Source organism: Vibrio rhodolitus (assembly GCF_003350325.1).
GTDB lineage: Bacteria > Pseudomonadota > Gammaproteobacteria > Enterobacterales > Vibrionaceae > Vibrio > Vibrio rhodolitus.
In genome coordinates, this window is record NZ_QLYZ01000014.1 from 39689 (window position 1) to 60365 (window position 20677).

General features: G+C 45.1%; 26 protein-coding genes and 1 pseudogene. 19 read left to right on the plus strand and 8 right to left on the minus strand.

Annotated elements, in window-relative coordinates:
- Position 1: 1 nt before the first annotated feature.
- Entirely contained in the window at positions 2-424 is a 423-nt protein-coding gene (locus DPF93_RS13725) for an NUDIX hydrolase (RefSeq protein ID WP_208638793.1), read from the minus strand.
- Between the two features lie 227 nt (positions 425-651).
- Between DPF93_RS13725 and DPF93_RS13730 the strand changes: the two genes are divergently transcribed.
- Positions 652-1002 (plus strand): YqfO family protein, encoded by a 351-nt coding sequence (locus DPF93_RS13730; RefSeq protein ID WP_114766693.1) that lies wholly within the window; start codon positions 652-654, stop codon positions 1000-1002.
- 53 nt (positions 1003-1055) lie between these two features.
- Here DPF93_RS13730 and DPF93_RS13735 read toward each other — a convergent pair whose 3' ends face one another.
- Positions 1056-1280 (minus strand): hypothetical protein, encoded by a 225-nt coding sequence (locus tag DPF93_RS13735; protein WP_114766694.1) that lies wholly within the window; start codon positions 1278-1280, stop codon positions 1056-1058.
- Between DPF93_RS13735 and DPF93_RS13740 the strand changes: the two are divergent.
- Positions 1262-1516, plus strand: a pseudogene (locus tag DPF93_RS13740) (hypothetical protein); the annotation flags it as partial. The gene DPF93_RS13735 and the pseudogene DPF93_RS13740 sit on opposite strands and share 19 nt — an antisense overlap.
- Positions 1517-1549: 33 nt before the next feature.
- Here DPF93_RS13740 and DPF93_RS13745 read toward each other — a convergent pair.
- Positions 1550-2449, minus strand: a complete 900-nt coding sequence (locus tag DPF93_RS13745; RefSeq protein WP_114766695.1) for a LysR family transcriptional regulator — start codon at positions 2447-2449, stop codon at positions 1550-1552.
- 97 nt (positions 2450-2546) lie between these two features.
- Between DPF93_RS13745 and DPF93_RS13750 the strand changes: the two genes are divergently transcribed.
- From DPF93_RS13750 to DPF93_RS13760, 3 genes are all read left to right on the plus strand, one after another.
- Positions 2547-2906 (plus strand): DoxX family protein, encoded by a 360-nt coding sequence (locus tag DPF93_RS13750; protein WP_114766696.1) that lies wholly within the window; start codon positions 2547-2549, stop codon positions 2904-2906.
- Between the two features lie 120 nt (positions 2907-3026).
- Positions 3027-3428: an ACT domain-containing protein gene (locus DPF93_RS13755; protein WP_114766697.1), complete on the plus strand. Its 402-nt coding sequence runs from the start codon at positions 3027-3029 to the stop codon at positions 3426-3428.
- A gap of 81 nt (positions 3429-3509) precedes the next feature.
- Positions 3510-5213 (plus strand): protein adenylyltransferase SelO, encoded by a 1704-nt coding sequence (locus tag DPF93_RS13760; protein ID WP_114766698.1) that lies wholly within the window; start codon positions 3510-3512, stop codon positions 5211-5213.
- A gap of 91 nt (positions 5214-5304) precedes the next feature.
- Here the strand turns inward: DPF93_RS13760 and DPF93_RS13765 are convergent, their stop codons facing one another.
- A complete protein-coding gene (locus DPF93_RS13765; protein WP_114766699.1) occupies positions 5305-6366 on the minus strand; it encodes a zinc ABC transporter substrate-binding protein in 1062 nt (353 codons plus the stop codon).
- Positions 6367-6518: 152 nt separating this feature from the next.
- Between DPF93_RS13765 and DPF93_RS13770 the strand changes: the two genes are divergently transcribed.
- The 7 genes from DPF93_RS13770 to DPF93_RS13800 all read left to right on the plus strand — a co-directional run bounded on the left by DPF93_RS13770 (position 6519) and on the right by DPF93_RS13800 (position 12437).
- Entirely contained in the window at positions 6519-7250 is a 732-nt protein-coding gene (locus tag DPF93_RS13770; protein WP_114766700.1) for an ATP-binding cassette domain-containing protein, read from the plus strand.
- Positions 7240-8061, plus strand: coding sequence for a metal ABC transporter permease (locus DPF93_RS13775; protein ID WP_114766701.1), 822 nt, complete (start codon positions 7240-7242; stop codon positions 8059-8061). The genes DPF93_RS13770 and DPF93_RS13775 overlap by 11 nt, the downstream gene beginning before the upstream one ends.
- 79 nt (positions 8062-8140) lie before the next feature.
- Positions 8141-8779: a DUF1826 domain-containing protein gene (locus DPF93_RS13780; RefSeq protein ID WP_114766702.1), complete on the plus strand. Its 639-nt coding sequence runs from the start codon at positions 8141-8143 to the stop codon at positions 8777-8779.
- 5 nt (positions 8780-8784) lie between these two features.
- Positions 8785-9237 carry a Fur family transcriptional regulator gene (locus DPF93_RS13785; RefSeq protein ID WP_114766703.1) on the plus strand — a complete coding sequence of 151 codons (453 nt, stop codon included), beginning with the start codon at positions 8785-8787 and terminating at the stop codon, positions 9235-9237.
- A 71-nt stretch (positions 9238-9308) separates the two neighbouring features.
- Positions 9309-10331: a CobW family GTP-binding protein gene (locus DPF93_RS13790; RefSeq protein ID WP_114766704.1), complete on the plus strand. Its 1023-nt coding sequence runs from the start codon at positions 9309-9311 to the stop codon at positions 10329-10331.
- 193 nt (positions 10332-10524) lie between these two features.
- Entirely contained in the window at positions 10525-11160 is a 636-nt protein-coding gene (locus DPF93_RS13795) for a DUF1007 family protein (protein WP_244204729.1), read from the plus strand.
- A gap of 56 nt (positions 11161-11216) precedes the next feature.
- Positions 11217-12437, plus strand: coding sequence for a nickel/cobalt transporter (locus DPF93_RS13800; RefSeq protein ID WP_114766706.1), 1221 nt, complete (start codon positions 11217-11219; stop codon positions 12435-12437).
- Between the two features lie 67 nt (positions 12438-12504).
- On the opposite strand, the gene DPF93_RS13805 is transcribed toward DPF93_RS13800, so the two are convergent.
- Positions 12505-12846 carry a hypothetical protein gene (locus DPF93_RS13805; RefSeq protein WP_114766707.1) on the minus strand — a complete coding sequence of 114 codons (342 nt, stop codon included), beginning with the start codon at positions 12844-12846 and terminating at the stop codon, positions 12505-12507.
- 112 nt (positions 12847-12958) lie between these two features.
- Positions 12959-13576 (minus strand): LysE family translocator, encoded by a 618-nt coding sequence (locus DPF93_RS13810; RefSeq protein WP_114766708.1) that lies wholly within the window; start codon positions 13574-13576, stop codon positions 12959-12961.
- A gap of 113 nt (positions 13577-13689) precedes the next feature.
- Here DPF93_RS13810 and DPF93_RS13815 point away from each other — a divergent pair, with 113 nt between their 5' ends.
- Positions 13690-14679 (plus strand): GlxA family transcriptional regulator, encoded by a 990-nt coding sequence (locus tag DPF93_RS13815; protein WP_114766709.1) that lies wholly within the window; start codon positions 13690-13692, stop codon positions 14677-14679.
- Positions 14680-14766: 87 nt separating this feature from the next.
- Here the strand turns inward: DPF93_RS13815 and DPF93_RS13820 are convergent, their stop codons facing one another.
- Positions 14767-15954, minus strand: a complete 1188-nt coding sequence (locus DPF93_RS13820; RefSeq protein WP_114766710.1) for an MFS transporter — start codon at positions 15952-15954, stop codon at positions 14767-14769.
- Positions 15951-16934: an aldo/keto reductase gene (locus DPF93_RS13825; protein ID WP_114766711.1), complete on the minus strand. Its 984-nt coding sequence runs from the start codon at positions 16932-16934 to the stop codon at positions 15951-15953. Before DPF93_RS13825 ends, DPF93_RS13820 begins: the two co-directional genes overlap by 4 nt.
- Before the next feature lie 61 nt (positions 16935-16995).
- Here DPF93_RS13825 and DPF93_RS13830 point away from each other — a divergent pair, with 61 nt between their 5' ends.
- The 6 genes from DPF93_RS13830 to DPF93_RS13850 all read left to right on the plus strand — a co-directional run bounded on the left by DPF93_RS13830 (position 16996) and on the right by DPF93_RS13850 (position 20613).
- The gene (locus DPF93_RS13830) at positions 16996-17943 is read left to right on the plus strand and encodes a LysR family transcriptional regulator (RefSeq protein ID WP_208638794.1); all 948 of its coding nucleotides are present in this window, start codon (positions 16996-16998) and stop codon (positions 17941-17943) included.
- Between the two features lie 307 nt (positions 17944-18250).
- Positions 18251-18460: a transcription antiterminator/RNA stability regulator CspE gene (cspE, locus tag DPF93_RS13835; protein ID WP_114766713.1), complete on the plus strand. Its 210-nt coding sequence runs from the start codon at positions 18251-18253 to the stop codon at positions 18458-18460.
- A 272-nt stretch (positions 18461-18732) separates the two neighbouring features.
- Positions 18733-18876, plus strand: a complete 144-nt coding sequence (locus DPF93_RS21335) for a hypothetical protein (protein ID WP_164675367.1) — start codon at positions 18733-18735, stop codon at positions 18874-18876.
- 18 nt (positions 18877-18894) lie between these two features.
- A complete protein-coding gene (locus DPF93_RS13840; RefSeq protein ID WP_114766714.1) occupies positions 18895-19098 on the plus strand; it encodes a hypothetical protein in 204 nt (67 codons plus the stop codon).
- Positions 19099-19345: 247 nt separating this feature from the next.
- A complete protein-coding gene (locus tag DPF93_RS13845) occupies positions 19346-20335 on the plus strand; it encodes a permease (RefSeq protein ID WP_114766715.1) in 990 nt (329 codons plus the stop codon).
- A gap of 29 nt (positions 20336-20364) precedes the next feature.
- Complete coding sequence (locus tag DPF93_RS13850) at positions 20365-20613, plus strand: thioredoxin family protein (protein ID WP_114766716.1); 249 nt, start codon at positions 20365-20367, stop codon at positions 20611-20613.
- Positions 20614-20677 lie beyond the last annotated feature (64 nt).

A 20677-nucleotide genomic window follows, 5' to 3' on the forward strand; every position in this document is an offset into this window, starting at 1 on the left:
ATTACTCATTATCTAACAGCTCAGCAGCTAGCGTGGCAATACGCGCGACATGGGCAATCAGGTTATTTTTTTCTGTTTGAATTTGTTCGAACGACATCCACTTGCAGTCTAAAGCGTCATCGGAGGCAATGGCCTCACCCGAAATATAGCGGCATAAAACGGCAAGTAGAATAAAGTGATGGTGCTTGCCCGTGGCGTCAAACTCATTAACTTCAATCACTTCGAAGGTTTTCTCGGCTACCGCTTGGACTTGAGTCTCTTCATACAATTCACGACAAGCGGCAGCATGGAGAGATTCCCCTGCATTGACTGAACCACCGGGGTAACCCCAGCCGTATTTTTGTGGTTCTTTAGAACGTTGTACCAGCAATAACTCATTGTCACGATAGGTTGCGGCAATCACCGCAACTCGCGGTTCGCTCAAATCTATTTTCTCTTTGTCCATAGCGCATTTTTCTACATATTCGTTAAAGCAACCATTAAATATTAACCGTTAAACAGACTAACGACTGATGAGTATGACCAATAGTTTAATCACCTTCGCAACTTTGGGCGCATTAGTCTTTGTTGTGTGTTTGACGCTCTAATACTAAAGCCATACAGTGGTTTGGTTATAGAGATCGGATATTAATAACACAAAGGATGATGTATATGGTTTGGATGGAAATATATCGGGTGACGGTTTTTGTGCCGAAAGAACATATTGAGAAACTCAAACAGGCAGTATGTTCGGTGGAACCTTTAAAAATTGGTAACTATGAGCAAGTAATTTGGTCAACTTATCATGTGGAAGAGCAGTTTACTCCCACTTCAGGTGCAAAGACGACAGTGGGTAACATTAATGAATCTATGATAGTTGATGCTGTGCGAATGGAGTTCTGTATTCCTAGAGATAGAGCCTTACTTGAAAATATTATCGAGAACGCAATTTTTGTCGCCCATCCATGGGAAGTACCCGGCATTGTTGTTGATGAATCATTGATCCCTTTTAAGAATGTTTAACGCGGTGAAGAACTTGTCATGCACTGCGCAAACCCACTTGCTTTTTAGTGGGTTTATTTAGCATTTGAGATGGCAAGAATCCACTTAACGATACTCGCAATCTCAGTTTGATTACCATCGAGCAAACGCATCATTAAACCGCCAAAAAGCAGCGCATAAGCTTGCTCTACGTTCTCCTCACCAACAACTTTAGCCAGTTCAGATTTGAACATTTGGTTGGCAAACGCTAGTAAGTTGTCATTGCTGACTTGCTGGGCGTCTTTGTTTTGATATTGCATGGTCTTACGCTTTCTTCTGGTATGCGGCAATGATGATCTCGATTATCGTTATTCACTTTATGCCAATGTATTTACATCGTCCGATTGCCCTGTTGGTTGTCATGCTGTCTATCATACTTGCCACGTTGATCCCCGCGCCAATTGGGCTTGAGTGGTTAGCACCAATCTTTATGATTAAGCTGGTGCTATCACATGGTGTGCGTGAAGAGCCGTACCGTCCAACGTTGGGAGATTAAGCTAGATTGCAAAGAATGAGTTAAAGCGAAATCCTAATCGTGACTGCGGCTATCAGCAAAATAGCCGCTAAGAAAATCAATAAACGCGCGAATACGTAAAGGTTGGTGTCCGCTTTCTTTGTAAACCAGATACATAGGCAGTTTAAAACTCGGGTATTGCTCAAGTATCACGGTTAACTGACCGGAACTAAGTTCCTTTTCTATCATCCATTTCGGCATCGCGGCAATGCCTTGACCAAGCTTCGCCATCTCGACCAACATAGCAGGATTATCACTGCGGATATGTTCGTGAACTTTGACTTTTAACTCTCCGTCGTTTTGCTTGAATCGCCAAATATTGGAAGGGTTAGAGAGTGTGTAGGTTAAACACCGATGCTGGCTTAAGTCGTGGGCGGAGCCTATTGTTGGGCGCTGAGCGAGGTAGTCAGGAGACGCAAAATAGACCAGTTGGTTATCCATCAGCCACTTTGCTTTTAACCCTGAGTCTTTAAGGTAAGTTGCGCGTATCGCAATATCAATATCATCGTCCAGTAGGTCGACCATTTTGTCAGAGACAGACACATCAACAGAAACGTCGGGATGTAATTGCAAAAAGTCGTTGAGTGGTTCGGCAAGCAACTGGACACTAAAAGAGCTTGGCACAGACAGTTTAAGTCGCCCAGATACAGAGGTTTGCTCTTGTCTTAATTGAGACTCTCCAACACGTAGCTCTTCGGTTAGTTTGGTTGCCAAAGCTAAGTATTGTTGACCGCTATCGGTCAAAGCTATCGAGCGTGCGTGGCGATGAAAAAGCGTCAGCCCAACTTGTTGCTCTAGCCAAGCAATTTTTTTGCTGACGGCACTTTGGGTGGTATTAAATTCATTGGCAGCAGCGGTAAAGGTGCCCAGTTGTGCGATACGAATGAAAAGCTGTAGGCAATGTAGTTTGTCCATGGTATTCCTAATTGGAATGCTTATAAGCAAAATAATAGGATAGTTAACCCATTTTTGGAATGCTTTAATCTCACTGTATCGATTAGGAGATAAAGTCATGTTGATTGCTCAAAGTGTATTAATTGTGTTTTTCTTGTTCGCCAGTTCTATCAAAGTGTTTGGTTGGCTTCGTGTTGTTTTTGACCCTCAGTTAGCATTTTTTCATCGTTATGGACTTAATCGCGCAGCGATGTTTGCTGTTGGGATCATTGAGGCATCGGGTGCTTTAGCAATGCTGGTGGGGATATTGCTCAGCAATAGCAACTTAAGCGTTTGTGGTGCCGGCTTGATTGCATTGACGTCGTTAGGGGCAATTTATTTTCATTTGCGGTTTGATACTTGGAAAGAGGCAATTCCGTCGTTAGTCACGCTGTCTCTTTCAGTTTGGGTGATTGCTCGATACTTAATTATGGCTTAAGCCAGTTAGCCATTACATGCAAACAATTGGGACTTATCCAGTATCAGTAATATGAATTTACTCGTTTAGTTGTTAGCGATACTGTCTTGTAGCCAAACATTTAGATAGAAGGATAATATCATGGCAGCTATTTCAGACTTAGACACCTTACTGCAATCCATGTCACCGGAACTGGTCGAGGGAAACTATGTTTTCTGCACTGTTTCAGGTGGATTGGATAAATATGTGCACTTGGCTCCCATCGCGACATTTAGAGAAAAAGAAGGGCTAACCTTAGTGCTTGAAGAGAGCGTAGCACGAGATGCCAACTTAGCCTTTGACGCAGTGTTTCGTTTGATTACCTTGACGGTTCATTCAAGTCTTGAAGCGGTAGGCTTAACGGCGGCGTTTGCGTCTAAACTGGCGTCTTACGGTATCAGTGCTAATGTGATTGCTGGCTACTATCATGATCATATCTTTGTACAAAAAGAGAAAGCTAATGCGGCGATGGCGGCACTGCGTGAGTTTTCAGTAGCAGTTTGAATTAAAGGCTAAATGGTTGCTGTCTTTTGTTGTTGGGATACGTATTATAAAACTCGAACAAACAAACGGAGTATTGAGACAATGAGTAACACGCAAAACAAAGAAGCCTCTGCAACGATTTTTACCCTCAGTGATTTGGCTAAGGCGGCAGACTATTCTTTGCTCGATACTCTTAATAGCGATCCTGAGGCAACGGAAAGCGGCGATGATTATCGTTCAAGACAAGTCTTTTCAGGGCATTATGTCCCGGTAAAACCAACGCCTATTGCGGATCCGGTTTATGTCAGCCATAGCCATGCATTTTTCCAAGAGTTAGGATTAGATGACAGCTTGGCGCAAAGTGAAGGTTTTGCGCAGTTATTCTCAGGGAATATGCAAGATGTGCCCAAGCCGATGCGCAAAACAGGGTGGGCGACAGGATACGCGCTGTCCATTTTTGGTAACGAGTATATCGATAACTGCCCATTTAAAACTGGTAATGGCTATGGTGACGGTCGTGCGATGTCTGTCTTTGAAGGTGTGCTAAACGGCAAACGCTGGGAGATGCAGCTTAAAGGCGGCGGTCCTACACCCTATTGTCGAGGTGCAGATGGTCGCGCGGTACTGCGCTCAAGTGTGAGAGAGTTTCTCGCACAAGAGCATATGCATGCACTCGGGGTTCCCACCTCACGTTCATTGAGTCTATTTGCTTCACAAGCTGATACCGTTGATCGTCCTTGGTACAGTGATGGATCGCAATCGGAGAATCCAGATATTATGGTGTCTAATCCGGTGGCGATAAGCACGCGTGTTGCACCTTCGTTTCTGCGAGTCGGGCAATTAGAGCTGTTTGCTCGTCGAGCTCGCGTTAATGAGCATCCAGGTGCTATGTCAGAGTTAGAGATGCTGGCTCGCTACATTATTGAACGTGAATATAAAGATCAGGTTGATGCCACTCTTCCTTTTGCGGAGCAGTTGCTCGTTTTGGCATCGGAGTTTCGTGAGCGATTAACCTCATTGGTCGCAAACTGGCTGCGTGTTGGTTACTGTCAGGGTAACTTTAATAGTGATAACTGTGCGGTCGGTGGCTTTACTCTTGATTATGGTCCATTTGGTTTTTGTGAGTATTTTGAACCGTTCTTCCAGCCTTGGACTGGCGGGGGGCGTCACTTTGCCTTCTTTAATCAGCCATTAGCGGCGGAGAAAAACTTTGAAAGTTTTTGCTCTGCATTAAAACCTTTGTTGCAAGCTTACCCAGAAGCCTTGACGCAGCTTGAGCAAATCGCTGATGGTTTCTCTGCTGTAATGAAACCCAAAGCCAGCCGGATGTGGGCAGACAAACTTGGCGTAGAACGTTTAAGTCCCGAGTTATTTAATCAATGGTTGGCACTGATGATGAAAAGTCATGTCGATTACACCATCTTTTTCCGAGAACTTTCAAACATACCGGAGAAGGTGACTGACATCTCAGCAAGCTTTTACTCGCCATTGACACCAGAGCTTGAACAAGAATGGGATATATGGCTCAAGGCTTGGCATAGCTCGCTTAACGCAAGTTTAAGCCGAGAGGAATTGTCACGTCAGATGAAGCAGGTTAACCCTAAATATACCTGGCGTGAGTGGTTGATTGTGCCAGCCTATGAGCAAGCTGAACGCGGCGACTTTACGCTAATCCATGAGCTGCAAGCGGTGTTAGCAAACCCATATCAAGAGCAAGCCCCGCAAGTGGATGACAAGTACTACCAATTAAGACCGCTTGAGTACTTTGCGAAAGGTGGCGTGTCTCACTACAGTTGCTCGTCATAAACGGAACTGTCAAATTAGTGCCAGTGAGAGCCATGAGCTCATCCCTGGCACAGTCTATTCTTAACATTGAGTCAACGTGCAAAGCCCATGTCTAGGGTTTGCACTGTGCGACACTTTGGATCATTGCAGTGATCAGTTTACTGTATTGCTCTTTACCTGTTTCAAGCTTGGCTCCTAATGGATCCATTGTTCCAATGGTGTCTACAGTTGAGTTCTCAAACACAGTATTGACTAGATTTGGGTTGAATTGTGGTTCAGTAAAGACACACGTCACTTTTAAATTTTTCACTATTTCGTGGATTTCTTTGATGCGTGCAGGGCTTGGATCTGAGGCATCCGAAATAGAGATAGCTCCTGATGCTGATAAATCAAAACGCTGCTCGAAGTACTGATATGCATCGTGGAAAACGATAAATTTAACGCCATGTAACTGATGTGCTTGTTGGTTAATATTGTTAATCAATTGCTCTAAGTTCGAGATTGCTGTTTTTGCGTTGTTTTGATAGATTTCAGCGTGCTCGCTATCTACTTTGGCTAACGTATTAGCGATTTCGGCTAACCAAACTTGGGCATTTTTAGGGTCTAACCAAACGTGCGGGTCGTGACCTTCGTGATGATGTCCATGGTGAGCATGTTCTCCATTGTGTTCAGCATGCGCTTCATTTTCATGATGTTCGTTTTTGTGCTCATCGTGGTGGTCATCATGCTTGGCGTGCGAATCTTGCTTATGCTCATCACTATGATGTGCATGCTCTTTGTCATCGTGATGTTCTTCATGATGTTCGTGAGCTTCAAAGGTGGCGCCTTCACGGAAGTCATACAGTGTTGTACCATTTACTTCCATCATCTCAATTTTTGTTGCCGAGCCCGCGAGATTTGTCAGCGGCTTCTCCAACCAAGGCGTTAAGCCCTCACCAATCCAGAATACTACGTCAGCTTGTGACAACGCTTTCGCTTCAGACGGTCTGAGTGAATATTCATGAGGTGAAGCTTCAGGGCGAATGAGTAGGTCAGGCTCACCAACACCATCCATAACTTGAGCAACGAGCGAGTGTAGTGGCGCGATATCTACCGCGACATTCGGTGCCTGAGCATAAACTTGAGTGCTTGCTGCTAAGCTAAGAATTGCACCAGTTAGAGTCCTTTTGAACATTCTATCTCCTAAATTATGTGTTGTTTCATGCATAAACATGAGGTGTGGTAAGTTGTGTTGTTATGTTATAACATAACATTACGATTAAAGAGTTGGCAACTGATCTATTTTTGAGATTTGTCCGATATAGCGCTGCAATTAAGAGAAGGGCGATGTTAATTTCATCTCACGGACTATCCGTAAAATTTGGCAATCATTTGGTTTTAGACCATATCAATCTCACCGTAAGACAAGGTGAGATTGTGACTATCGTAGGCCCCAATGGTTCAGGAAAATCGACATTACTAAAAACATTGATTGGTGCCATTACACCTTGCGATGGTCAAATCAAACGCGCGAATGAATTAAAAATTGGTTATGTTCCTCAGCGACTTCATATTGATGAAACATTGCCGATGACTGTGCTGCGTTTTCTGAATCTTCCTGTTCGTTGTTCCAAGCAAGCAATCCAAAACGCGTTGGCGCGAGCGGGAGCGACAGGTCTTGAAAAGCAGCAACTCAACGCATTATCAGGTGGTCAACTACAACGCGTCCTATTAGCTAGAGCATTACTAGAAGAACCGACTTTATTACTGTTGGATGAGGCAACGCAGGGGCTTGATCATCGAGGGATGGCCAATTTCTATCAACAGATTGAAGCTATCCGTAATCAAACTGGCTGCGCAGTCATTATGGTGAGTCATGATCTCAATGTAGTGATGAGAAGAACCGACCGAGTTATTTGTATTAATGGACAAGTCTGCTGTGAAGGTGTTCCTGAGAAAGTCAGTGAATCCCCGGAATACAAATCCCTATTTGGCTTGGATGATGAAGACGTATTGGGTGTTTATCGGCATCAATCTCATTTAAATACCCAAACACGAGGTGCTTTAAATGTTGGATGATTTTCTTTGGCGTGCTGCATTAGCGGGTGTTGGCGTCACATTATCAGCTGCGCCACTTGGCTGCTTTATTGTTTGGCGTCGTATGGCGTATTTTGGTGATGCAACTGCTCACGCTTCTATGTTAGGGGTGGCATTGTCACTGTCTCTTTCCTTGCCGATTTTCCCTGGAGTCCTGTTTGTCGCATTGCTGATGGCCATTACTGTCTCCTCATTTAGTGGGCGAGGGTATGCCATGGATACATTGCTTGGCGTGATGGCGCACTCTGCGTTGGCTATAGGTTTGGTCGCGGTATCCTTCCTCTCTGGCGTTCGAATTGACCTTATGGCGTACTTATTTGGCGATATTCTGGCGGTGAGCAAAACCGACTTGCTGGTGATTTGGGGGGGCGCACTGGTTGTGATTGGGCTAGTGAGTGTCCGCTGGTCAGGGATGCTGCTCTCCACACTGAACAAAGATCTCGCACGAGCAAGCGGTTTTTCCCCAGAGCGAGAACAGATGATTTTGACTATTGCGCTGGCTCTAGTCGTAGCAGTCGCAATTAAAGTCGTCGGCGTGTTGTTGATTGTCGCGATGTTAATTATTCCCGCCGCGACGGCACGACCATTCAGTCGCACCCCTGAAATGATGGTTATCCTTGCTGCGATTATTGGGAGTAGTTCGAGTGTTATTGGCTTGAGAGCGTCGTATGTTTTGGATACGCCAACAGGACCTACCATGGTGTGTATTGCCGCCATCCTTTTCATTGCGGCAAGTTTGGTTTGGAAAGTAAAACGCTCAGTCAGTGAAAGTTGGGTGCGTGACTCATCTTAAAATTCGATATAACAAAAAGATACAAATTTAATAGGCAGTAATGCAAGGCCTATCACCTTAGCCGGGAGGAATATGACTTATGGGTGTTAACCAGAGTATTGACAAGGATTTGATTGAAACTAGAGCAGCGGCGCTACCGATAGCGGCGAGCGATAAAGCTTCTGTCTTGAGTGATATTTATAAACCTGAACACAATATTGTGATTTGGCAGCGAGAGATACCCGCGGAGGTGAACAGTCAAATACAGGCAATGCTGTCGTCGCAGGAGCAACTTGCGATAGTGAGCATAGTGACTCCAGATGATGCCGCTAAGGTGATTAGCAATAAGCTTGGGGATCACGTTTGTTCCGACTTCTTGGCCCATGACGTTGCTTTGATTGTCGATATGTTCTGTTGTTTATTTGATGTTAGGGAAGTGGGATTGCGATTGACGATGCTCGATAAGCCAATGTGCCCTAATTTTCATGTTGATCAGGTGCCGTGTCGACTAGTTTCAACCTATTTAGGTCAAGCAACCCAGTGGTTAGCCAGCGACGACGTTGAGCGGAGCACGTTGGCGGAAAAACACGATGCGGCGATAAGAAGCATGTCGGCAGGTGACATTGCTCTGCTTAAAGGCGGTGGCTGGGAAGGTAATGAAGACAACGCGATTGTCCATCGTTCGCCTGAAGTTAAGAGGCATGAGCGTCGTTTGCTGCTCACTCTTGATATGGTGTAAGCGAGATGCAAATCTTTGAAGCGATCATCGGACACGTTGAGAAGCGTTGCGAGGCCAAAGGCAAGCGACTTACCACTCAGCGTAAGTTAGTTTTAAGGGCTCTGATCGGCGCGAATCAAGCACTATCTGCTTATGAGCTAGTTGACTATTGTAAGCAGCAGTTCGGCGAAACTATTCAAGCTATGTCTGTGTACCGTATTCTCGAATTTCTAGAGGAGGTGCACCTAGTACATAAGCTCAATATGTCGAACAAATACATAGTTTGCTCTCACATTGTTGAGGGGCATGAACAAGGTATCCCCCAATTTCTCATTTGTTCTAAGTGCAACAAAATCAGTGAAAAAATCGTCGACCCAGAGACGATCACGGGCCTGCAATCTCATGCTAGGCAAGAAGGTTTTACCGTCGTTAGTCCGCAATTGGAGATAAATTGTGTCTGTGATAAGTGTGGTCAATAAGCAAGACGGTCTTTGATTAAAGCAATCAATTACTGACATCTTTTTAGTTATTTGCGTTAAGGAGTAGAGCAATGAGCGTTGAACAACCACCGATCCTTGCAGTGCCAACCAATATAATTACAGGCTTCCTCGGCGTAGGAAAAACCACGGCGATTATCAATCTGATGGCGCACAAACCCAGTCATGAGCGCTGGGCGGTGTTAGTCAATGAATTTGGTGAAATTGGTGTTGATGGCAGTTTGCTTGCGGGACAAAAAACAGATCACGTCAAAGATTCAAACAGACCTGAACAACAAATTTTTATTCGGGAGGTACCGGGTGGTTGTATGTGCTGTACTGCGGGTTTGCCTATGCAGATTGCCCTTAACCTATTGCTTGCCGAGGCAAAACCCGATCGCTTACTGATTGAGCCGACAGGTTTGGGGCATCCCAAAGAAGTGCTGCAAGTTTTGTCGACGGATCATTATCGCCAAATTCTCACCTTGCAGAAAAATATTACCTTGGTGGATGCTCGGAAGTTGTCGGATGTTCGTTACACCGAGCATGACACGTTTAATCAGCAGATCGCGATAGCTGACACTGTGGTCGGCAATAAACATGACCTTTACCAAGAAGGGGATGCGCAAAAACTTGCTGAGTATGTTGCTCAAGTAGGGCGACCGCAGACCAAAGTCATTTTTTCTGAACATGGCATGATTGATTTTACTGAATTTGAAGGTCGTACCATGATTGACGCAAATCCGCCGCATCACCATCATCATGAACACCGTAAACCTTTGGCTTCAGAGTTGCCTATGCCAGAAAGTGGTGTGGTCAAAGCTGAAAATCAAGGAGAAGGTTTTCAGAGTATCGGTTGGCGATTCTCATCGGAAAAGATTTTTGATCGGCAAAAGATCCTTCCGTTGCTCGTTGAACTCGATGTTGAACGAATGAAAGCGGTATTTATCACTGATTGCGGGATCTATGGTTATAACTCAACGCCTGATGGCCTGACGGAAGTAGAGCTTGATGAGTGTATCGAAAGTCGTATTGAGATTATTGCTCCCCGTGTCGATAACCGCTTTGAAAACCAACTTATGAATTGCATGCTGTAGAAATGAAAAAGGTAAATTTGCGCAACCATGACGAGTCGCACTCTGTGTTGCTGATAGGATGTCACTGTTACCGCTAAAGCTACCACAGACAGAAACGAGAACAACACTATAAATGAGTATGTTACAACTGAATTGCGTCCTGAATGAAATCGCAAGGTTTACTTCTCCACTGCAACGTTTTAAAAGGCATTTTATGGCTAAGTCTCTAGTCGTGACTTGTGTGTTTGCCGCGCCTTTTGCTCATGCGCACCCACATTCTTGGATTGATACAAAAACATATATTCAGGGCGAAAACGGTGTGATAACGGGATTGCACATGGAGTGGTCTTTTGACGCGATGACATCAGCCTACATGTTGGATGGTGAGGATACCTCAGCAGAAAATGAGCAAACTACCTTTGCGAGTGTTGCGGATTCAGTACTCAAAAACATGATGTACGAACACTATTTCACATATTTTTACGACGGAGAAACACCGATACGCTACAAGGTTGCGACAAATGGCAAGCTAACACGTAATCGAGCAAAACTTGTATTGAGCTTTGACTTGCCATTAGCTAAACCCCAAGCGATCACCCGTGATAGTTTGAAGTTACTGATATTTGACCAGAGTTATTATGTGGATATGGCTTGGCAGTCGAATAGCGACGTTGTGTTGTCGACAGATCTCGCACGACAGTGCCAGTTAAAGATAATTGAACCTAATCCAACCGCAGAGCAAATGAGCTATGCGATGTCTCTGCCTCCAGATGCGGATCCCGATAATACGCTTGGGCAGTTGTTCACTCAAACGGTTGAAATACATTGTGCAGCGATGCCAAAGGGATAACGGGTGACGTCTATTTTTATCACGATGAATCAACTTATAATTTAGAGTATTCACTTATGACAAACGTGACGACTTATAATCGAAAGCATCTTGTAGTATTGCTTTTTTCTGCGCTGGTCCTAGTCAGTTTATATCAGCTTTGGGTAATGTGGCCCTCTATGGTGGTGGCGAGCATTCAGTGGCAGCGGGAGGTGAACGCGCAACTGGCTGATTTACTCTATGATGCTCAAAGTAACCCCATAGCGGTTGGAAGCTATTTGGTCGGCTTTAGCTTTATCTACGGTATGCTTCATTCGCTAGGACCAGGTCACGGTAAAGTGATAGTGACCACTTATCTTGCAACGCATCCTACCAAGGTGAAAATGAGCTTAATGCTGACGGTTATTTCAGCATTGTTTCAGGCTTTGGTCGCTATTGTGTTAGTCAGTGTTTTGGTGTGGGGGTTCCATGCTTCTATGCGTGAGGTTAATCAGCAGGCGATGTTGTTCGTTTCCATGAGTTATGCGTTTGTAGCTCTACTCGGTGGCGTGATTTGTTGCAAAGCGGTTAAGCAACTCTACCGAGCGATGCGAATTCCGAGTTCACAAGAACACCAACATCAGACACAACAGGCTCTATCTCAGGCTCAATACGTAAAACCGCAGATCGTGCGCATTGTTTCTATGGAGACTAAGGTTTCAATGGACGCTAAGGTTTCGATAGGGACTCAGGTATCAGGGGATAGCAAGCCAGCTGAAGGTCCTACTAAAGGGAGCAATCCAACCAGCACCCTAAACGGGTATCGAACCTCGAGCATTGCATTGTCGCCAATGGTTCAGAAACGTCAAAATTTGAAGATTGGTGATGCAAATGACGCTTCGCACATTCATAGTGATCAATGTGGATGTGGGCATAAACATGTCGTTGACGCTAGTACGATAAACGAGGCTGATACATGGCGTGAATATGTCGGTATTATCGCGACAATTGGTATTCGCCCATGTACCGGTGCGATTATGGTACTTTTGTTTGCTAATGTTGTTGGCCTTTATTGGATGGGGGTTGTCAGCGCCTTAGTGATGGCGGCGGGTACGGCCTTTACCACATCAATCATCGCGTTACTGACACTAACGGGTAAGCACTTTGTTAGGTGTTATTTAAGTGCGAACAGCAGTGATAGTGCAAGTCATTGGAAGTTAGCTGGTAATTACTTGCAGTTTTTTGGCGGATTATTGCTTATTGTGATTGGCTTGGTTCTGTTTCATGGTCAAGACGCGGGAATATCGCCTGTGTTTTAAGTCGAACATGAGAAACCCCCACACCGAAGATGTAGGGGCTAAATCTTAATTATGCGTATCGTACACTTTAACCAGATACAATCTCGACGGGTCCATGATCATCGCAATGATCACCATGTTGATGATGCAAACGACCGTTGACGATATAGTCGATATGATCGCCATGTTGAATCGCTTCATGACCGCAGTCAGGACCGTGCACATGTTCTCCGCAAGAATGCGCGCTATTACATTCATTAGGGTTGTGACCATCTATCGTTAACACATGCTCATCACAGTGATTGCCATGTGGATGATGTAAAACACCATCAACAATGTAGTCAGTGTGTCCATTGTGATGTACTGCAGTATGTCCGCAACCTGGACCATGTACGTGCTCTGGATGAGTATGAGTGTTAGAACAAGGCATCTGCTTTCTCCTTAAATAGATTTAAATGATCATCAAATAAAGCGTAGTGGAGAAGAGAATCTTTTGTGTGATATATCCTATACCTAGAGCGATGTCTCATTTTTCCTAAATATTAGGGAACAGAATTTAATACCGACATAACGGCTAGGGTAACAAAGATCCCTGCGCAGAAGCGGTTAAATAGTCGTCCTTTAGTGACCAAGATGAACTTCACTTTGTCGGCGACGCGCGCAACGCCAAATTCAACCAAGAACTCGATACAGAGAAAGGTCGTCACGATCACGACAAATTGCGGTAAAAAGGCTTTATTTGGGTCAATGAACTGTGCCAAAAACGCGGTAAAAAAGAGTAACACTTTAGGATTGGAAAGCGCGGCAAAACATCCCTGACGAAACAAATCTCGGCGCATTTGCGCAACCGCTTGAGTGGTATCTTCAATACTGAGCGCTGGCGCTGAGAATAACTTAAATCCCAACCAAGCAAGATACGCTGCACCTAGCCACTGCAGAATAACCATTAACTTTGGCTGAGCTTCCAGCACCGCACCTAAGCCCAGCATCGAAACGGATATCAGTACAAAGAAACCAAAAATACCGCCAGAGATGGTCCAAATGGTTTTCTTATAGCCAAACTGAGCGCCATGACTTAATGCCAACAATGCATTAGGACCGGGAACACAAGCAAGACCCAGTGCCGCAACCGCAAATAGCGCCCAAACTTCAAACGTCATATAAAACCTACTACTCAATGTGTTTAACGCGGCGAGTATTGCATGGATAGTCAATTGAGCGCGGTAATATATGGACGTATAATCTGACTATCTAGACAAGATGGATGGCGTGAATGACGGCTGGTAAAGGTATTCGTTTTCTTTTAATTCCGCTTAGTAATTTCAACATGTTGCCTTTTGGCGCTTTTTTAGACAAGTTGCGCTTTTCGGCTGACTTTGATGACAACAGCCAGCAGCATCGCTGTTCTTGGCAAATCATGGCGCATCAATCTGGCTTAGTTTGCTCAAGCAGTGGCATTCCCATTATGGTGGAAGCCACTCCTGATGAGATCGAGTTAACCCGTGTTGACTATGTTGTGCTGTTTGGCAGTCGCACGGCAAAAGAGTCACAGCAACAAGCGAATTTGTATCGTTCATTTCTAAAGAAAAGCATGGCAATGGGCGTGCCGATTGTCAGCGTTGATAACGCATGTTTTACCTTGGCGGAGCTTGGGTTGCTTAACGGACATCAAGTGGTTGTGCACTGGCGACATCACAATGAGTTTCGTACCGACTACCCTCAAGTGACGGTGCGAGAAGAGCAGCTTTATCACTTTGATGGCAAGGTAATTAGTTGCACCGGTGGTAGTGCAACGGTTGATCTTGCTGTGGCGATTTTGCAGCGTCATTTAGGGCAAGCGTGGGCTGAAAAAGGCTTGGCTGATATGCTGGTGGATGAAACGCGAGCGAATCATCATCGATTAAAGTCTTCCCAACAAGGACGGCATGTAAATCGTCATATTGAGCGAGCGATTGCATTGATGCAGGAAAACTTAGCTCAAGGCAGCAGTGTAGAGCATATAGCGGCGTTAATTGGCATCAGTCGGCGTCAACTTGACCGTCTTTTTCAGCAAGCATTTGGCGTGTCCATGCATCATCATTGGCAAGAGATGCGTTTGCAGCATCTTCAATGGCGCCTGAACCATTCAAACCATAGCCTAAGCCAGCTAGCCGATGAAGTTGGCATTAAAGATACCAGCTACCTGTGTAAGTTGTTTCGCAAGCGTTTTGGCATTAGCCCCACTCAATATCGACAGAGTATCAGTCAAGGCGAACAGCGATAGCGCCAGCATGGGTACAAACGAGGGGAAAAATCGAGCCGACTTCAGTATAGAATCCGGCTCAACTATCGTCAGACTCTCTCTATTCGGCTAATCAATCGCTACTTGAGCTTGCGATGGTTCTCGATTAAATAGCACCAGCATAAGACTGAGCAAGATCATCAAGCAGGCACTAAAGTTGAGCGTTGATACTCCCCATTGTTCGAGGATGCCTGAGCCAACAACGGCTCCTGTACCAATTGCACCGTTGAAAATGGCAGCGTAAATCGCCGAGGCAGGCAGTGCGTCATTACCGGCGGTGTGAATGATCCATGCTTGCAGGGCTACAAACAAAATAGCGATACCAAATCCCCATCCAGCGACAACCAATAAGCTCATAAAGAGTCCGGTAACTTTCGACACACCTATCAAAGCCAAGCCAATAGAGACAATAGTTAACGCGCAGCTAAGCAGTAGTTTTAGGTGCTTATCAATTAATGCGCCGCAAACGAAATTACCCAGTAAACCCGCAGCACCAAAGGTCAGTAAACACGCTGCCACCCAATTGTGGGGAATGTTGAGTTCAGAGTTCAGCAGTACTTCAACAAATGTGAATGCCGCGAAATGCGCCACGATAGCGAAAATTGCAATCAGATAGATAACACGCAACTGCTGATTTGTTAGCACATTAGCAAACTGTCGCCCCGTTAAACGAGCTGCGCCTTGCACTTGAGGTAAGGTCAATGCCAGTGCTGCAGCTGTGATACCTGCAAGGATGGCTAATAATGTGAACGAGACTCGCCAGCCATAGAGGTTACTCACCCAGTTCATCAGAGGAACGCCAAGCACGCTGGCAACGGAAACTCCGCCAAAGATAATCGCGGTGGCTCTGCCTATGCTATTGGAGCGTACAAGCTGCGCCCCTAAAGTCCCGATCACTGCCCAAAAAGCGCCATGTGCAATCGCGCCAAATAACCTAGCTATGAGAAGAAGCGAAAATTGGTCAGTCAGCGCGGCGAGCGCGTTGGATAAGCCCAATAGCAGCATTAAGCCAATCATAAGTGGGCGACGTGGTAGGTGGCTGATGGTCATGACAGAAATGATCGCAGCAGCCGATGCTAACCATGCGTAAAGCGTGACGACTAGCCCCGTTGTGCTGGGATCTTGAGCCATGTCGTTTGCAATCGCTGATAACATGCCAATTGGCGCCAGTTCGGTGGTAACAACAATAAATGATGCAATGCCCAGTGTTACGACAGCTAACCATGTGCGCCAGTGGTTTTGTGGCTGCGAACTCATACGTTGACTCCTTTCATGCCTTCGATGGTATAGCGCTCTCCTGCTGGGGAAAAATTATCAATCACCTGCTGAATGTGCCTAAGTTCACTAGCTGTTAGCTTTACCTCGCAGGCAGCTAAATTATCTTTTAGGTGAGTGAGCTTTTTGGTTCCCGGTATTGGCACGATGTCTTTCCCTTGAGCTAAAAGCCAAGCCAGCGCAATTTGTGCCGGACTACAGGATTTCTGCTTGGCTAAATCGATCACCGCTTGTGATAAAGGGCGATTGGCGTTGAGGTTGTTAGCACTAAAACGTGGCAGCGCTTTACGCGCATCGGTATTGGCAAAGGTAGCGTCAGTTTGAAAACGCCCAGTGAGAAAACCGCGACCAAGTGGCGAGTAGGGGACAAAGCCAATGCCCAATTCACGACAGGTAGGCAGTATTTCTGTTTCAACATCTCGCGTCCACAGTGAGTACTCCGTTTGTACAGCGCTGATTGGGTGAACGGCATGCGCTTTCTTTAAGGTAGCTGCACTAACTTCGGATAAACCAATATGGGCAATTTTACCGTGCTTGACCAAGTCACTTAGCGTCGCCATTGTGGTTTCTATCGATGCATTGGGGTCTAAGCGATGGATATAGTATAAGTCGATACATTCGACGCCTAATCGGCGTAAGGATTGCTCGCAAGCACGGCGGATATAATCAGGGCTGTTGTCGATACGTCTCTGATATTCGCCCGGACGACGTACGATGCCGCATTTGGTGGCAATTTTGATCTCCATTGAGCACTGGTTTAAAAACTTACCGATTAACTCTTCGTTATGGTGGTGCCCATATGTATCAGCTGTGTCGTAAAAGTTACACCCTAACTCAGCCGCGTGATGCAGCACAGCCAGTGATTCGCTGTCATTTCTTGGTCCGTAAAATTCACTCATTCCCATACAGCCTAACCCAAGCGCTGATACATTAAGCCCTTGTCCTAACGTTCTTTTTTCCATTGTCATTCCCTGCTTTTTTGTTGTACGTTTATTAGTCTAATTTTCAAAAATGGAATTTTGTATGGCAAAAAGTGGTAGGTTGATTTCCGATTTCGGAAAGCTTAGTGCGACAGCTCAAGTCAATTGGGATGATGCTAAGGTATTTCTCGCCATCGCGAGGCTAGGCACATTAAGCGCAGCAGCGAAGGTGCTTGGGGTTGGTATCGCAACGGTGTCTCGCCGTTTAGAGCGCTTGGAAGAGGCTCTCGGTATACGCTTGTTCGCTCGTGATCAGCAGGGTTATAAACTCACCGATGAAGGCACTCAACTTGTGCCGCTCGCCGAATCTTTAGAACAAGCGGGTTATGCGTTAGGTGAGATCGGGCAAAGGGGTGATCAAGATGTCTCTGGGCATGTCCGCATCGCGACCGCGCAAGGTTTGGCTGACCATTTAATTATTCCCGCGTTGTCTGAGCTTATGCAGCAACATCCCAATCTCACAATTGAAATTGTCACGGGTGTGGCGACTATTAATCTACACCGGCGAGATGCTGACATTGCTTTGAGAATGGTGAGACCTGAGCGGGGCAATGTGACGATTCGCCGTTTAGGGCAGCTTGGTTTTGGAGTGTACGGCGCCAAAACATACTTAGAAAATCGCCCTTGCCAACTATCTAGTGCCAATTTGGCAGAGGAGAACTTTGTCGGTTGGGTGGAAACCCATCAGCACCTTCCCGCCGCGCAATGGATAGAGAGTACGCTGCGAGGGCGTGCTTGCCAATTGCTGACCAGTAGTTTGTCTGCTCAAGTGAGTGCAGTTCGCGCGGGGATGGGGCTTGGCATACTGCCTCACTTTATTGCCCAAGAGTCAGGGTTACAGTGTGTTAGAAGTGATATTGGCTGCGATCAGCAGATTTGGTTGGTGACTCATTCTGATTTATTACATTCGCGACGAGTTCAAGTGGTTTCAAATTTCTTGAGTCAACTCGTAGAAGAGAATCGAGAGCGGTTAGGTGGCTTTGATTATTGATGGGCTCGTTAAAAGACACAAAACAGGATAGTTTGGTCAGACGATGATTGCAAAGTAAGTGAAAATAGCACATATATATCTGTTTTTATGTAGAAAATAATCTATTTAAAAAATAACTGTCTATTCTGATTACAAGGTGTATAGTTAAAAGAGCTCAAATGACCGAGCTATTAATGATACATTTAGTCAAGATCTTCTCAGTTTCCTTTCGATTCATTTCGTCATACTTATCCTGCGATAACTTTTTCTTCATTTCTGATTTAGTAGCTTCGATTTGGCTGTTTGTTTAATTTAGGTCGAGGTATATATGTCAAATACAACAGGTACAGTTAAGTGGTTCAACGAAACGAAAGGTTTTGGTTTTATTACACCTGATAACGGTGGCGCGGACGTGTTTGTACACTTCAGAGCGATCACTTCAGACGGTTTTAAAACGCTTGCTGAAGGCCAAAAAGTAAGTTTCGACATCGAGCAAGGTGGCAAAGGTCCACAAGCGGCGAATGTAACTGTACTTTAATTTAGTTTAGTGGGAGGTTTCTAACCTCCTCAATTTGATATCAGCAGTAGACAGCTTTTCTGCAGCCTCTTCTCGCGTCTTATGCACAACGCGAAGCAGCTTCACCAATGTCAAAGATAACGTGCCAGCTCATGGTCACGATACTTCTGGTCTACCCCTAAAGTCACTGAACACAATGCAATAAACGATGAGTGTTGATTGGAGATTATTAGCCCGATCTTAACTGCTCGTCTTATTAGTATTTGTTGTTTAAGCAAAATGGAATAAAGGTTTTGAAACAAAAAAGCCCAGCAGCCAGAACCAAGAAAACGATTGGTGAAGCGAAAGATGATAAAGCCATCAACATTCATCAGGTAAGACGAAAAATAGAAGACATTCCATTAGAACGAGAGCAGAACAAGCATTTCGAGCTTTGATTTAAGAGGACAATATTTATGAGAAAGCCAAGAAGAGCCCCAAAGAAAAAACCATGGAAAGGCGAAAATGAAGATCGCTTTACTAAGATGGTTGCTGAGTACCATGCAGCACAAGCTGAATTGGCTACCATGGAAGCTGGAACGGAAGAGCACGCTAAACAGCAAAAACACTTTGAAAATTTGTTCGCGAGTGCTGAGCGTTTCTTTAACCAGCATCAGTAATCCCTCCACTCTTGCTCTTTGTGTTTATGAGCCAAACGAGCAAGCGTAATATAACTTCACACCTGGGTAAGGTGTGAAGGTGTAGTGACACGCTCGACTATTAAGCTTTATGCTAGGTAGTCAGATCTGCCAATGCTGTCACCTATATAACTTCACCGAGTCCAATATCTCCAATTAAGATAGAAAAAAACTGCATCCTTTGACGACTTCATCCGTGATAGAGATAAATCGTATTGAGGATATCCAAATGTTGGAAGTTTTTACCCTATTAGCGAATTGGCTTACCTACTCAGTTTTTGGTTTGCATTCAGGCACAGCGCTAGCTGAAGGTGTTTATTTTTTCATTGAAGATACCAGTAAAATTTTAGTATTGCTGGTGGTGTTGATTTACGTTATCTCGGCATTAAGGGCGAGTCTAAGCGTAGATAAAGTGAGAGACTATCTGCAGGGTAAGCATCGTGGTGTAGGTTATGTTGCGGGGTCGCTGTTTGGCGCCATCACACCGTTTTGTTCTTGCAGTTCTATTCCCCTGTTTATGGGCTTTGTTTCAGCGCGAATTCCCATTGGCGTGACCATTTCATTTCTAATTACTTCACCACTGATTAATGAAGTGGTAGTGATTATGCTAGGTAGTGCACTCGGCATTAGATTTACCATTATGTACGTAGCGATTGGTATGTTGCTTGGCATCGCCGCTGGTGTAATTGTTGACGCGCTTCAAGCCCAGCGTTGGCTCCAGCCCTTTCTTGCAAAAGCCTACTTACAAGCAGATAACGCGGAGTTAAGCAGCACCCTAATCCAATCACCCTCTAAATTAAGTGTTAAACAACGTCACCAATTTGCACTCAATGAAACAACGACAATATTTAAACGTATTTGGCTGTGGGTATTAATTGGTGTCGGCATCGGGGCTTTTATTCATGGTTATGTTCCTGCCCACTGGTTTGAGCAAAATTTGGCACATGGTCAATGGTGGACAGTGCCGCTGGCAACACTAAGTGCAATTCCAATCTATACCAACGCGTCAGGTATTGTGCCGGTAATGGCCTCTTTACTCGATAAGGGGATGCCGCTAGGAACGACACTAGCATTTTGTATGGGGGCTGTAGCGGTCAGTCTTCCAGAGTTCATGATCCTTAAGCAGGTGATGCAGTATCGATTTCTAGCTGTGATTGCTAGCTACTTATTTATTGCCATATCTCTTACAGGTTGGCTGTTCAATTATTTCCATTTTTAGTACTAAACATTACTTTGTAGGAGTCATATATGAAAACAGTTCAAGTTTTTGGTTCGGGCTGTAAGAACTGTAAGGTAACTGCCGAGCGGTTTACTGAGGTTGCGCAAGAGCTAGGCTTAGCGATTAACGTCGAAAAAGTAACTAGTTTAGAGTTGATCATGCAAGCAGGGGTGATGAGTACACCGGGAGTGGCAATTGATGGGATGGTGAAACATAGCGGCTCAGTACCTTCGCTTGATCTGGTTCATCAATTACTCGCTGAAAGTGTAGTAGGTTGAAATTGAGTTATTAAGTACCTTAGCGATGCTAGGGTGCTCATCATTGAGGCAAACAAATGAAGTG